Source organism: Arenibacter catalasegens (genome assembly GCF_002909235.1).
In the GTDB taxonomy this organism is placed as follows: domain Bacteria; phylum Bacteroidota; class Bacteroidia; order Flavobacteriales; family Flavobacteriaceae; genus Arenibacter; species Arenibacter catalasegens.
Window position 1 is genome coordinate 86434 of sequence record NZ_PHQQ01000004.1, and the last position, 15240, is coordinate 101673.

Annotated in this window: 8 protein-coding genes; all 8 read right to left on the bottom strand. The window is 40.6% G+C overall.

Annotated features, from left to right (window positions below):
- Positions 1 to 24 precede the first annotated feature (24 nt).
- The 8 genes from CWD90_RS05180 to CWD90_RS05215 all read right to left on the bottom strand — a co-directional run bounded on the left by CWD90_RS05180 (position 25) and on the right by CWD90_RS05215 (position 15199).
- Complete coding sequence (locus tag CWD90_RS05180) at positions 25 to 1605, bottom strand: arylsulfatase (RefSeq protein ID WP_205161207.1); 1581 nt, start codon at positions 1603 to 1605, stop codon at positions 25 to 27.
- A 2-nt stretch (positions 1606 to 1607) separates the two neighbouring features.
- Positions 1608 to 2246: a 3-keto-disaccharide hydrolase gene (locus tag CWD90_RS05185; RefSeq protein WP_157941162.1), complete on the bottom strand. Its 639-nt coding sequence runs from the start codon at positions 2244 to 2246 to the stop codon at positions 1608 to 1610.
- An 85-nt stretch (positions 2247 to 2331) separates the two neighbouring features.
- A complete protein-coding gene (locus tag CWD90_RS05190) occupies positions 2332 to 4986 on the bottom strand; it encodes a c-type cytochrome (RefSeq protein WP_157941163.1) in 2655 nt (884 codons plus the stop codon).
- A gap of 57 nt (positions 4987 to 5043) precedes the next feature.
- Positions 5044 to 6573, bottom strand: coding sequence for a sulfatase family protein (locus CWD90_RS05195; RefSeq protein ID WP_103474872.1), 1530 nt, complete (start codon positions 6571 to 6573; stop codon positions 5044 to 5046).
- 89 nt (positions 6574 to 6662) lie between these two features.
- Positions 6663 to 8234, bottom strand: a complete 1572-nt coding sequence (locus CWD90_RS05200; RefSeq protein ID WP_103474873.1) for a glycoside hydrolase family 28 protein — start codon at positions 8232 to 8234, stop codon at positions 6663 to 6665.
- 19 nt (positions 8235 to 8253) lie between these two features.
- The gene (locus tag CWD90_RS05205; protein ID WP_103474874.1) at positions 8254 to 9669 is read right to left on the bottom strand and encodes a Gfo/Idh/MocA family oxidoreductase; all 1416 of its coding nucleotides are present in this window, start codon (positions 9667 to 9669) and stop codon (positions 8254 to 8256) included.
- Positions 9670 to 9964: 295 nt separating this feature from the next.
- Positions 9965 to 11803 carry a RagB/SusD family nutrient uptake outer membrane protein gene (locus tag CWD90_RS05210; protein WP_103474875.1) on the bottom strand — a complete coding sequence of 613 codons (1839 nt, stop codon included), beginning with the start codon at positions 11801 to 11803 and terminating at the stop codon, positions 9965 to 9967.
- Positions 11804 to 11848: 45 nt separating this feature from the next.
- Positions 11849 to 15199, bottom strand: coding sequence for a SusC/RagA family TonB-linked outer membrane protein (locus CWD90_RS05215; RefSeq protein ID WP_103474876.1), 3351 nt, complete (start codon positions 15197 to 15199; stop codon positions 11849 to 11851).
- Positions 15200 to 15240 lie beyond the last annotated feature (41 nt).

A 15240-nucleotide genomic window follows, 5' to 3' on the forward strand; every position in this document is an offset into this window, starting at 1 on the left:
CTATCACCTTGACTTTTTCAAATATTATTTAACTCCTACTTCAATGGCCCATTCCTGATAGGATTTTTTCATAGCCTCGACTATCTCAGGTTTTTTGGCACTTAAATCGGTCAACTCTGTAGGGTCATTTTTTAAGTTGTACAGTTCCCAATCGGTAGTACTTCCCTTTACCAATTTCATATCTCCTGACCTCATTGCTTTTGCACCGGCAAATTCCCAATAAAGAGGCTTATCCCTGGTAATCATTTGGTTATTAAGAATAGGTAAAATACTTTTTCCCTTCAGGGGAATCAACGGTTCTCCATTGGAAACCTTGCTATAATCTACCCCTGCCACTTCCAAAAAGGTGGGCATAATATCCAGTATGTGACCGAACTGTTTTGATTCTATTCTAGATTCCTTTATTTCCTTCGGCCAATAAACAATACAAGGGGAGGAAATTCCTCCTTCATGCATCCAATTTTTGTAATATCTGTATGGCGTATTTGAGGCATTGGCCCACGGTTCCCTATAAGCTTTATACGAACCCTTTTCTCCAATGACACTTCCGCTAATATCCAGATTTCGGCCTTCGACACTTTCGGCACAACCTCCATTATCCGATACAAAAACAATAAGGGTATTATCCAATTCACCAGCTTGTTCCAATTGCTTTATTACTTTACCGATGCCTTGATCCATTCGATCTACCATGGCTGCATATACCTGCATTCGTAAAGCCCAATCTTCTTTATTCTCAACGGACTCCCAAGATGGTATGGTCGAAGTACGTGAAGATAATGGCGAGCTACTATCGACTATACCCAACTCCAGTTGTTTTGCATATCTATTTTTTCGTAGCTCATCCCAGCCTATATTATACTTACCTTCATATTTAGCAATATCCTCGGGCAAAGCATGCAACGGCCAATGTGGAGCGTTGTAGGCTAGATATAAGAAAAAGGGTTGATCCGGATCTTTTGTTTCATGGTCGGAAATAAACGATGTGGCCTTGTCCGTAAAAGCATCAGTCATGTAAAAACCTTCCGTGGGCGGATTCCATGACTCTCCGTTATACGCCATGACCCGCTTTCTTTCTTTTTGATCCAATAACTCATAGTAGCTGCTTGCACCACTTATCAAACCAAAATATTGGTCGAACCCTCTTTTTGTCGGCCAATGCTCCTTACGCTCCCCTACATGCCATTTACCTGACATATAAGTAGCATACCCAGCCCTTTTTAGGCCTTCTGCAAGGGTTATGGTTTGATCGTTTAAAAAACCTTGATAGGGTCCGGGTTTTATCTCCTTTTCCGAATCGGATACCATACGGCCCATACCGGCTTCATGGTGATAGACACCCGTTAATAGGGATGCCCTTGTTGGGCAGCATTTAGCCTCATTATAGAAATTGGTGAAACGAATCCCTTTGGATGCCAAATAATCCAAATTAGGGGTGGCGATTTCACTTCCATAACAACCAATATCTGAATAACCCATATCATCTGACATGATCAGCACAATGTTAGGACGCTTATCCTTAGGTTTTTCAGCTGAGCAGGAGTTAAGTGAAACCGCTAATGCCAGTGTTCCTAGGTAAAAGAATTGTTTAATTCCATTTTTCATAATCATGGCTTATTCTTAATCTTAATATCCTTATAAAAAACCTCCATATTGGGTCCTTTGTGCACTTGTAGCGCGATTATGCCCGAAGCGGATTTCTTTTCTATTTCTTTATCTATTACATCAATAGTTTTATGCCCGTTAATAAAGTGTTGCAAATGATCTCCATTGGCAACAATTCTATAGATGTTCCATTGTTCGCTCTTTATATTCTTCTGAATGCTTTCACTATTTGCAAATTGATTTACAGATTTATGTCCTTCTTCATCTACAACGACCGCTTCCCCTCTTTTTGCCAAAATACCCCTTCCCTTTTCTTCATATAAAATTCCCGAATGCTGGATTCCCGCTTCCATATCTGCCTGATACCCCCCAACTATGAACATATCTTCATCAATGACTTTCGCCCGGTACTGTACACCGCTATTACCTCCAATGATTTTGTATTTAAAACTAAGTTCGAAATCGGAAAAGGGATTCTCATAAATTAAAAAGGTGTTCTTATCTATCTGATTTTCATCGGTTGTTCGTCCAACGATACAACCATCCTCCACAGACCAGATACGGGAATCTCCCCTCCACATATCCAAATTTTCCCCGTTGAAAAGTGAAATTATTTCTATATGTTCTTTAGATGTTTTCATGGGTGTCTTGCAGGCAAATAATAAAAGACATATTGCAAAACAGAAAAGGTTTTTTTGCATACCGTATAATTTGGAGTTACTTGTTCTATTCATTGTAAATTTTATGATTTTTATCCCCTCCGGAGATTAAGAATGCAAGAAGATCGCTGAGCTCTTTCTCGTTTAATCGATTGATCAACCCAGGGGGCATTGCCGAAATGGGTGACTCTTCCTCTTTGATAATATCTCTCTTTTTAATAATCGTTATCAAACTCGGGGAAAATGCGTTGGTACTAATTCTTAATTCACTTTTCGTTTCTTTGATTAGTTTACCGGTTACTACTCTTCCTTCTGGTAAATGATATTCGGTAAAGCGATATCGGTCAGAAATACTACTTGAGGGATCAATGATGGCTTCCGCCATATCAGAAATTGTAAACCGTGTCCCTAATTGGGTCAATTCAGGACCTGAATTACCGCCAACTCCTTTAACACTATGACAACTAACACAAAGTGAAGCCTTGAAAAAATTCTGCCCATTTTCATAATTCACCTTGTCCTTATTATTTGCATACGCAGATTTTATAGTTGCAACGGTCCAGTTTTGTCCAGGACCTTTGGGTTGCACTACACCCTGCATTAAATTATTGGACTCCTGAACAGCCTCAGTAGCCAACGCTTCAAAATATTGTCGCTCAGCTATGGGAACATAGGTCAAGGCTTTTTCTTGAATTTTCCTGATATATTGGGCATAAGATTTGCCTCCGGATTTCTTTAAAGCCATGTTGTACCAATTAAAATATCTTTCCCTTAATTCGTTTGTCCAACCCCTTTCCATTGTACTAAGGCTTTTTGCATAGCTTATATGTTGGGCATTCGGCATGTTTTTAAGCATTTCTTCGACTTTGCTCCCATACTGCTCGTTTCTCCCAGAAATATTTCCCGATAAATAGTTAACCTTTTGTGCCGCTGTTATTATAGTGTCCCGCTCCATCATTTCCAGTGTAGGCTGTATAATTCCGGGTATCTGTAAAAAGCTTAATGTTTTACATAGTTCTTTGTTGATGATATCTGTACTCTTGGGATAAGCGGGAATCAACACATCCGTCAACCGGTTTTTTACTGCCTCGGGTAATTTCTCTTCCGTTCTGATCAATATCAATTCAATCGCTCTTATAAAATCGACCTGCTGTGACTCGGGCAGCGTTGTCCAATTAATTTCCAGTAATGCATCAAGTGACCGTAATCTGTCCACATCAGTGCCATGCCTGGCAATGGATATAGCAAGTGCAATTGTTTTTAAAGGGGATTTGCTATTGTATATTTCATTCTTCCAAAGACCGTATTCCTGATTTTCCATGGCAATCCGAGACGCAAATCTTGTAAACCGATCGGGGTGATCCAAATTCTCTAAAATAAAATCGATTTTATCAGCTTCCCTTTGCACATGAAGGACTTCCAACTCCTTTCGTAGATTTCTTTCGGCCGCCCCTTCGACGTTTTCTGGAAGGTCGCGTATTTTGATAGACTCTTCGCCTGTGTATGTCAACTTATACAATGCAGATTCCAACTCTCTACCTCCAGTGAGAAAATACATGGAACCATCATTGCCCACTACACCATTGGTCAATGGCAAGGGTACGCCGGACAAAAACTCCTCTATTTCAACGGAATAGCTACTCCCTTTTGGTGTAAGGCTTGCAAAATACATGGTGCCATAACTCCAGTCAAAAAGATACATTCCATTTTGATAGTAGGAAGGAAACCTTAATCCTTCGCCATTCATCAAGCCAGTAGGCGAACCCTGTCCTAAATTGGCTATTCCGGGAAGATTATCGGGATATTCCGCCGGAAATTTTCCAGTGCCCCTGCGCCAACCAAACTCACTGCCACTCGTAAAATGACAAAGGCGTATAGGCCTATACCAAGGCATCCCCAAATCCAATTCCATGTCGGAATCAAAACCGAATAGTTCCCCGTCCTGATTAAATGCAATATCAAAGGTATTTCGCATTCCAACGTTATGAACGGTCCATTCTTCACTTTCTAAATCAATTTTTGCTACCCATCCGCCAGGTGCCATCACTTCATTGGCATGACCACTGGGGTCTGTTATTACGGGTGATATATTGTCTTCTCCCCAGACTTTCGGTACATAACTGTCCAACCCTTCCGGGATTACTATTCGATTTCCCAGCACTACATACAGCGATTTTTTATCTGGAGACAATTCAATATTGTGAGGGCCATGCTCCCCAAAACTTCCTTTAAAAACTCTTAGCGTATCTACCTTGTCCAAATTGCCATCTCCACTGGAATCAGTAATTTTATAAAACCCGCTGTGAATATGTAGATTACGTTTGATGTTAGAATTGACCAAGGCGTAGAGCACATCTTTATGCCAAAGCAACCCTTGTGCGAGGCCAATCTCTATATCCAGTTTTTTCACCACCACGCTATCTTGCTTGTTTGAGGCATTGGGGAGCGTTACTTGGTACAGATATCCAAACTGGTCCGAAGTGTACAATCTGCCAAGGTCATCTTGAGTAATACTTACCCATGAGCCTTGTTGTTTGTCTACGGGACTATATATTTTCTCGATAACAAATCCCTTGGGAATAGTAATGTTATCCATTAAAATACGCTCGTTGATCGGCCCATCGGTTTCAGACTTACAGGATAATAAAATAAACAGAATGCTTGTGAGCAGGCTTAGAACGATAACGGATTTCTTATATGCCTTGGTTGGATGCAATTTCAAGAAGATTATATTTAAATTATTAAGACTGTAAAGGTTAATGCCCATAATTTTTATGGATCAAGGATTTTTAATGTTATCCAATTCTGTCAATAGTTCTTTTACCAATTCCGGTTTTTCACTATATAAATTATTGGTTTCAGAAGGATCCTCTGCTATGTTGTACAGCTGCCCTTTTGGTTCGCCCACATTTGGCTCTATCACAACAGGTATAGAAAATCCACCGGACCCTCTTTTCTCAATTAGTTTCCAATTTCCTTTTCTAAGGGCAAAGTAGCCCTTGGACGAATGGTGAACAATTGGCCTTGCCTCAACTTTCTTTTTATCATCATCCAATAAAATGGGATAGATACTCTGACTATCCTCCCCGGTTCTTTCGTTCAACTGTATACCAACTATATCAGCAGAAGTAGCAATCAAATTCGTCAGTGTGGTTTTAAAATCACTCACAGATCCCGCTTTCACCTTCCCTGGCCAACGTACTATAAATGGAATCCTGTGACCCCCTTCATAAATATCTGCTTTCATACCGCGATAAATGTCAGTGGCCTTATGATCAAATCGTTTTATAAAATCGGGCTTCCAGAAGGGGCCATTATCACTCGCAAAAATTACAATTGTATTTTCTGAAACCTTACTTTCATCCAAACTTTTCAGAAAACTTCCTATCTGGGCATCCACCATTTGCACAAAATCCCCATATTGACCTGCTCCAGAAGTACCATCATAATCTTTTTTGGGTACCCAAGGTGAATGAGGGGCAGCCAAAGGCAAATACAAAAAAAATGGTTTTTCGTTCTTTGAATGCGATTGGACGAACTCTTTGGCCTTATCGATGAACTTGGGCAATACGTCATAGAAATCAAAGCTTTTAGTAATACGCCCAGGCCGCCAAAATGCTTCTGTGGCATAAGACCCGGTATCAAGGTCGTTACCAGGTGTATGGTCGTTAGGTAATTCCGTTAAAACATCATTTTCCAAATAGCAATATGGCTCCATATCCAAAGAGGCGGGCAAAATATAACTATAGTCGAACCCATGCTCCAATGGTCCATCTGTCGGTTTTTTGGTAAAATCGACCCAATCTCCGTTCATTTGGGTAATAATGCCTAATTCGCTTTTCTGAACAGACGCGCTGTTTATGGAATCTTTAAACTCCTCTTTCAAGACCCAGTCTAGGCCAAGGTGCCATTTTCCGATTACACCAGTTGTATATTTATGCTCCTTTAATAAGGAGGCTATGGTAGTTCTATCTTTTTCTAGAAGGGCTTGTCCATAACCACGTAACACTCCTGTTGGTAATTTGGTCCGCCAACAATATCTTCCTGTTAAAATTCCATATCTGGTTGGCGTACAAACCGAAGAAGGTGAATGTGCATCGGTAAACCGCATTCCCTCTGAGGCCAATTTATCAATGTTGGGAGTCTTTATTTTAGACTCGGGGTTATAAATGGATACATCTCCATACCCTAGGTCATCTGCTAAAATATAAACAATGTTAGGAGGGGTAATGGGTTCCTTGTTTTCGGAACAACCCAACATAATCAATACTCCCATGACTAAATAAGCGCTGCTATTTTTGATTTTCATAAGACAAAAATTTTCTATTCCTTAATGAGTACATCATTCATTTCCAATTTGAATACCCTCCTGTTTATTTTCAATAACATTAGGCCTTGTTACTTTTGAAATTGAACCCCTAGTACATCAGAATTTGTACCATAGGATATCACTTTTTCTAATTCAAAACCATCTACAGAAAGATCGCTCACCTTTAAACCCTTAACGTCCTTAATAATAAATTGCTCATTATCTGATAGCGAGGTGATGCTCCCACCTTCTATATTTAGACCTTTTACATCATCAAAGACATAAGCCGGCCTAAAATCTAGTTCTCGAACACTTAACCTCACATTCTTCATTTCCAAACCTGTTACGTGTCTCACAAAGAGTCCCCAGGAGGGAAGTTCTCCGAACATAGAGAATTCCGGATACGAAGAAGCTTTTTCGGGTATTGTGTTAAGACGCCAAACCGGTAAGTGGGCATAACCTTTATTTCCACGTCCAGGATAGGAGATGGAGATGTTTTCCAATGTAATATTTTCCACATCATGTCCAGGCAATCCGGAAATAGATGCAGGAAAAACGTTGTGAAAAAACGGGGGTTCCGGACCTCTAATATTATAATTAAGATCTGGTTTGGAAAATGGGATATGAACGTTTAGATTTTTAATCTTTATATTTTTGATGGCACCTACTTTACCGTCTACATTTCTATGTCCTAACTTAATAAAGAGTGCATTCCCTGTAGTGGTTGCAGATACATTGGTAACAGTTACATTTTCTATGGTACCCCCATCAACGGCCTCAAAGGCTAGAGCGGATCGAAAGGTATCAAAAATCGTTATGTTCTCTATTTTAATATTCCTGAATCCACCAACAGATGCAGTACCAAACTTTATAGCACTGGCACTGGATCGAATGGTACAATTAGCGATATAGATATTGTCATTCTGGAAACCTTTCGAATGCGATTTAAGACAAATTCCGTCATCGGCCGCGTTTACATAACAGTTAGTTATGCGAACATTTTTACAGTCACTTATATCCATGCCATCATTGTTCCAATAGGCATCGCTATCCACCCGAATCTTATCGATAATCAGGTCCGTACACTTATCATACGTCTGTACCCAACAAGCTGCATTCTTCAATGTTATCCCAGATATAGTTATATGCTCGCTGTTCACTACTTCAATAAGCTGCGGGCGCATAACCTCACTTGGCCTTTTCCTACGGATGTTATAATGGGTACTATCGAGTTTCCCGACATGAAAAAGACTATCTACTTTTAACGCCAGCTCTTGGCCCTGACCATCAATAGTGCCTTCCCCGGTAATTGCAATATGATTCTGGCCATCTGCCAAAACCAGTGATTTCCATCGGTTTATTCCCTTATAATCATATGGATTCGTACTTCCCAGAAGTATGGCTTCCTTTTTCAGGTGTAGTTCAACTCCTGTTTTAAGGATGATACTGCCCGTAAGGAAAACCCCTTTGGGGACAACTACCTTTCCGCCGCCTTTTTTATGGGCAGCATCAATGGCAGATTGAATTGCGGATGATGCCAATGTTTTTCCATCATTCCTGGCCCCGAAGTCCGTTATCGTATACTCTTGGGCATAGATGCTGGTAGAGACGACCAGAATAAGAAAACTAGTTATTAATTTCGTTAATAGAGTGTTGTACATGAAACTTGATATAATAATTTTAGAGTTTATAATATTCCTCCCAACCCCTGCGTGGTTGTCCTCCTCTTAGCATCATGTTGGCAAGTGGATTATTGGTAATCTGTTTTGTTTCGCGGTCAAAAATCAATTTTGAATTTAATCTTTGCGCCAAAACACCTAAGGTAAAAACTTGGCTCAATGGCCCCGCAATATCAAATGATGACCGGCATTTTTCTTCGCCCTTACATGAAAGCAAAAAGTTTTCAAAGTGGTTTGAAGGGCTTTCGGGAACAATAGGTAAACTCCCCTGCATTTCCTTCGCCTTTTTCTCTGGGATAATTGATAATGGACTACTGTGGGAACCTCCCTTAAAAGTCAAATCCTTTCCGTAGATTATTTTTCCGGGCTTTAGTTTGGTAGGCTCCAATTTTCCGTTACTCGGTGGTGGAATATTAGAATCTGTTGTAGAAACACCATACCCTTTTGGTATTGGTGGTTGATTATTCATCCCATCATACCAAGTGATGTCCAGTGCTGGCATGTTGCCCCTTTCCGGAAATTTAAATACAAGGGTAGATGACATAGGGAAGAAAAAAGGATTATGTCCTTCAAGCATAACCGGATCTACTTCATACGGCAGGCCAAGCTCAAGAAACTGATGTGCCGTATCCATAATATGTGCTCCCCAATCGCCAAGGGCGCCCATACCAAAATCGTACCAACAGCGCCATTGTCCGTTTATAAAATCTTTGTTGTAATCGTGCTCCGAGGCCGTACCCAACCAAGTATCCCAATCTAGTGTTTTAGGTAAGATCTCCTTTGCTGGATATTTCGTCATTTTTGTATCAAAACCATGCCAACGTCTACGACCGTTCATGTGTGCGGTAATAGCCGTTACGTCCTTGATGATTCCGGCGTCCTTCCATGCTTTGAATTGAAAATAATTCTCCCCAGAATGTCCTTGATTCCCCATTTGGGTAACTACATTATGCCTCTCGGCACAATCCATCATCAATTCTACTTCATTGAAAGTCCTTGCCATTGGTTTTTCTACATATACATGAATGCCCAAAGACATAGCCATCATGGTAATCGGAAAATGTGAAAAATCTGGTGTTCCCACATTCACCGCTTCAATTTTATCGCCCATTTTATCGAACATTTCCCTAAAGTCCTTAAAACGTGGAACGTCGGGAAACATTTCCATTACCTCTAAGGTATGGGGAGCACCCATATCTACATCACATAATGCAACAATATTGGCCAAACCTGTTGCGTGCAAAGATTTGGTAATACTCCCTCCTCTATTGCCAATTCCGCAACAGGCCAAATTTACTTTATCACTAGGGGCAATATTCCCAAAGGTTTTTCCCAGAACAGTTGAGGGTATTATAGATAAGCCTGCAATACCTACTAAAGCAGAGGCACTGGATTTTACAAAATTTCTTCTTTCCATAGGTTTAATTTATTAAAACTAATTATCAAAAGTTGATCGGTTAAAGGATGGAATTAAACATATGTCAATTTTGGCAAAGACATATAGAAACTTACCGCTTCCTTATTTCTGATGTTCAAATAGTGACCTATTCTATTATTGCTTTCTAAATAGGTATAGCTATAATTATAGAGAAAAATGTAGCTAAACAATAAAATATAAGGTCATTTATTTGAGTGAACCCATCATAATAAGTATAGACAAGCCCATATTGGGCATGTCTATACTTGAAAACTAACTAAACTAACATTTTGTTTTAATAACCTGGGTTCTGTCCCAAATTATTTGAGGACAAATCTATCTCCTGCTGAGGAATTGGACGCAATAGATGGTGTGCATCCAAACTACCACTAGCTGCGGTCCAAGGGTTATATTCTGTAGCTCTTTCAATTAGCTTTCCGGTACGCTTCAAATCGTACCATCTCATATACTCTCCCATCAATTCCCTTGCACGTTCGTCCAAAATCATATCGATATCAATAGTGGCTCCAGTGGCCCTATATGACTTTGAAGCTAAAGAGGTAATATCCTCTGGAGCAGATGCCTGTAATGGATCGGCTCCAGCGTTGCCACCTAAGGCTCGATCAAGGATTGTATTGTAATATACATCTGCCGTTCCAAGACTGCCACCAGTCGCACCTTTCACTATTGCCTCAGCAGCGATCAAATAGGCTTCCGCTGAACGGAATAAGGCAAAATCGAACGTTCCCCCTCCATCGCCATAAGGAATACCCGGTTCCCAGAATTTCCACATCATAGGGGACTTATAAGGGTCATGGTATTTAGAAGCGTCTATTCTACCATATTCGTCGGTATTGATGACGGAATAAGGCAACGTACCCCCAACGTCCAATCCTCTTTCTGCTGGCGTCAACGCCGGACTGTTCCAAGGTCTAAACTCAAGTACAACATCTCCCTTTGCTATATCTATTGGGGCACCACCCTCTACAGGACTAAACCCAGAGGCATCCTTTAGGGCATATAATTTTCCGAGGAAGTTATGGTTGTAACGCATATCCATTTCCGGGTCAAACAAACGGTATATTGCCGGGGTTGTATTGAATTTATTCAAGTGTCGGTTATAGGATCCGGAACGGGCTACTGCACCTGGCACATCGTCCGCTCCTCCACCGAAGATAGAGTGGTAATCGTTACCTACTATCGAATTGTCATTGGTGTCATCACCGGCATTGGTAATATCATTTGTATTAAATTGAATGGCAAATACAATTTCCCCATTTTTAGCATTCTGACTACCTGGATTATTGGTTTCAAGCAACGGATTATCATTGCGTTGTGGAAAAAGATCAGCATAGTCTGCAGACAACGGATATTCTGCAATTACTTTGTCTGCAAAATTCAGCGCCATATCAAAATCAGTAGTACTACCCCCTAAAGAATTGTTAAAATTCCATCCACGGGTCAGATATACCCGGGACAACACAAATTGAGCGGTTCCCTTCGTTACACGTCCATAATCGGAAGCTTCTTTAGGTAAAATAGATTCAGCGGCCGTTAAATCCGTGATGAGTTGGGCATACACATCAGCTGCAGCTATCTTGGTCACTTCCTTGTCCGCAGAAGAGGTTTCTGTCAATGGCATTGGAATATCTCCCCATTGCTGTACTGCATAGAAGAGTGCCATTGAACGCAAAACCTTGGCTTCGGCAACCCTTATAGCCTTCAGTCCAGCGTCCATACCTTCGACCGCTTCCGAACGGTCAATTACGGTATTGGCCCTGTTGATTTCCCTGTACAACAAGTTCCATAAGGTTTCCAACGGTTCAAGGCCAGTTCCAAAACCTGTGTCATAAGCATCCTCTGGCGGTGCCTGGCCCAGGTTGGTAGTAGCGTCATCCCAGACACCCGCGCTGAATATATCCGTGCCTCTCAACACTAAGGTACGTTCCCTAATAATATCGCGCCATAAGGGATAAACGGCCCTTACCAGATCTTCAAACCCATCTTCATTTACATAATAATTATTAGCGGTCTGAAGTGATAGTGGATCCTCATCCAAAAAATCACTACATGCAACTGCCGAAAAGACCAAAATACATGTGGTCAGTAATTGCCATTTTTTATATATTTTCATTTTATTCTATTTTTTTGTGAAACAATTTTTACCAAATTATATAACCTAAAAAGTTACATTCAACCCAATTGCAAACATTGCGAAGGGCACATCATCACTATTTACACCCGAATTGTATTCCGGACTGAACCCTTTGGTATTTGTAAACATAAATGGATTGGTTGCTTGTACATAGATTCTTAAATGACCTAGCCCTAAGTGACTTATTAACTCATTGGGTAAGGTGTAACCCAAAGTTATATCCGAGACCCTAATAAAGTCCGTATCCACTACGGCAAAGGAATTCGTTGGTGTTTTACCTGACCCCCCAGCGCCATCTAAACCATAATAGTCATTGGTAGGATTTGTACTTGTCCAATAGTTGAGACTGGCATCTGCATTATATCGATCCTCGTTTATTTGACCAAAAGTCCCAGTCAGGTAATTACTTTTCCATTGTAAACCTTGTCTGGTATAGATAAAGAAGGAAAAATCGATGTTTTTGTACTTAATTTGGTTTTGAATACCCATAATAAAATCAGGAACTTCAGACCCAACGATTACCCGGTCGTCATCTTCTGTTATTTTGCCATCTCCATTTTGATCAACAAACTTTACATTACCAGGTTCGTAACCAAATCCTTCTGCCTCTGCTGCTTCGTCTGTTTGCCATATCCCGGCCACTTCATAGTAATAAAGTGCATTAACCGACTCGCCAACAAATCTATTGTTTCCAATGTCCTGAGTAAGGCCCCCGGCCAATTTAGTTACCTCATTTTTATTTTTGCTAAAATTTACGGAGGTAGACCATCTAAAATCTTCTTTATCAATATTGACAGTGTTCAAAAGAACTTCTACGCCCGAATTGCGAATCTCACCCACATTGGCTACGACATCGGTAAATCCAGTTGAATTGGGTAGTTTATCACCCAAGATCAAATCAACGGTTTTTCTATCGTAAACTTCGATCGAAGTGGAGATCCTATTATTAAAGAGCCCCATATTAAGTCCGAAATTGAGTTCCTTGCTTCGCTCCCATACCAAATTTTTATTGGCCAGGTTGTTGATTGCAAACCCATAGGCCGGAGAACCGTCAAAATCGTACTGGGTTTGGGTCACTGTAGATTGGGTGTCGTATGGACTAATAGAAGTAGCGTTACCCACTTCGCCATAACTTGCCCTTAATTTCAAATTTGAGACCAAGTTTGAATTTTTGATAAAATCCTCTTCACCCACTTGCCATGCTATGGCTACTGAAGGAAAAAATTGCCATTTGTTGCCTTCAGACAATACAGATGCGCCGTCAGTTCTGCCAGTTACAGTCAACAAATATTTATTCTTAAAACTATAATTGACCCGCCCCATGTAAGAAATTAAGGCTTGCTCGGACAAAAAGGACTCGTTATTGGTAACCTCACCATCTCCCAGGGAAAACCATAAGGACCTAAATGGTAGATCCTTTACATCTATCCGAGAATATTGTTCTCTTTCATGAAAAATACTGTATAAGCCCGTTACGGTCAAATTGTGAGAGTCCGAATTTAGCTTATAGGTTATTGTATTGTCCAAGGTATAGGAAGACACATCGGTGGTTTGCTGATTGGCTTTAGGCAAGCGAGTGGTTTTTTGGGACTTGGTGTAGGTGCCCCTATAATCACCGGCCCTTTGGTTAGATACTGCTGCAGAAAGCGAGGATCTGAACGACAATCCCCTAACGGGAGTAAAATCGACATAGGCATTCGCCAATAGGGATGAACGACGGGTTTCAAGAACAAAATTTTCAGGATTTATTTCGACAAAAGGGTTAATAACCTGATTGTCATTAATTCCCATAAAAACCGCATACCCATTCCAATCTTTGTCCTGAGCCTGATCTTGTGGCAATAAATCGTCATAATAAACAGTTCCTGTAGGTCTTGCTCTGTAAGCCGATCGCAGCGCCTCGGTCCCTGCCAAATTTTGCTTACTATAGGTATAGTAAGTTGACATACCTACTTTTAACTTATCGTTTAAAATACTTTGGATTCCTCCTTTTATAGTATATCTTTTAAAACCAGTTTCCAAAGTATTTCCCTCTTCGTTCAAATAACCTGCTGAAAAGTCGTAGGTGGTTTTATCAGATCCACCGGATAGCGCAAGATCATGGGTACTTTGCAATGCGGCACCCGTTATCAAATCGAGCCAATCGACTGTTGTTCCATTTTGGACATTGGCCAATTCACTGTCGGTTATATTACGAGGATTCCTTCCTGTTTCCTGAGGACGCAATACATAGTTCTTGTTATAGAACTGTTGCGCGTTCATCATATCGGGGAGGTTCGTAGGTACTTTTATTCCTGTATAGTTTTTATAGGTCACTTTCGGCTTACCCGACACCCCTTTCTTGGTTGTGATAATAATTACCCCATTGGCGCCACGTGAACCATAAATAGCCGTAGATGATGCGTCTTTCAATACATCCATGGCCGCAATATCATTAGGGTTCATTGCATTTATATCACCCCCGACAACCCCATCAATTACAACAAGGGGAGCACTTGACTCACTATCGCCAAAACTACTTAGGCCCCGGATATCAATAGTGAAACCATCTCCCGGTCTACCTTTTACTTTATTGATATTAACACCAGTTACCTGCCCTTGCAGAGCGGCGGCAGCTTGTACAGGATTTGCCCTAACGATTGCCTGAGTACTGATAGAGGATACCGCCCCGGTTAAATCCCGTCTTTTCTGGGTTCCATAACCAACAACTACAACCTCTTCTAGTCCAGAGGCATCTACCTCTAGGGTCACAGTTATATTCTCTTGCCCATTGATAGAAATTTCTTTAGAAGCAAAACCAATGTAGGATATCTTTAAAACAGCCTTTTCATTGGTGACGGCTAGTGAAAAATTACCATCAAAATCGGTTTGGGTTCCATTTAAGGTTCCCATTTCAACAATGCTCGCTCCTGGTAAAGGCCCACCATCTTCGTCGTATACCATACCCGAGACTTCGAATTGCTGCTGCTTCTGCTGCTGCGAAATCACTTCGGTAGGCTTATCATTTGAGATACGTTCCCGGATAACGATACGATTTTTTTGTGACAGTTCAAATTCAACAGCACTGTTGGATAAACTTTGTTTTAGGAGCTCATCTACTCCGATCTCTCCTTTCTTTAATTGTACCTTAGGCGCGTTTGTAAACAAATCGGCAGGATATAAAAAACGATACTTTGTTTGGTCCTGAATAATATCAAAGACCTCATCTACAGAAACTACCTTATCTACTTCAATAGATATTTTTTCTTGAGAAAAAGATTTTTCTGTAGTAATTCCAAAAACGGTTGTGCACAATAAGAAGATAAAGGCTTTCATAATCAAAATTAGCACCCGCATTCGGACGAATGACTGCGACTTAATTAATTTAATTTTCATAAATTTACATGGTATTGGTTAGACATTAGTTTAAGTAATAC

Bases quoted from the DNA above. Each gene is read 5' to 3' on its own strand.
- CWD90_RS05195 (WP_103474872.1), bottom strand. From the start codon at position 6,573: ATGAAAATCAAAAATAGCAGCGCTTATTTAGTCATGGGAGTATTGATT.
- CWD90_RS05200 (WP_103474873.1), bottom strand. From the start codon at position 8,234: ATGTACAACACTCTATTAACGAAATTAATAACTAGTTTTCTTATTCTG.
- CWD90_RS05215 (WP_103474876.1), bottom strand. From the start codon at position 15,199: ATGAAAATTAAATTAATTAAGTCGCAGTCATTCGTCCGAATGCGGGTG.
- CWD90_RS05180 (WP_205161207.1), bottom strand. From the start codon at position 1,605: ATGAAAAATGGAATTAAACAATTCTTTTACCTAGGAACACTGGCATTA.
- CWD90_RS05185 (WP_157941162.1), bottom strand. From the start codon at position 2,246: ATGAAAACATCTAAAGAACATATAGAAATAATTTCACTTTTCAACGGG.
- CWD90_RS05205 (WP_103474874.1), bottom strand. From the start codon at position 9,669: ATGGAAAGAAGAAATTTTGTAAAATCCAGTGCCTCTGCTTTAGTAGGT.
- CWD90_RS05210 (WP_103474875.1), bottom strand. From the start codon at position 11,803: ATGAAAATATATAAAAAATGGCAATTACTGACCACATGTATTTTGGTC.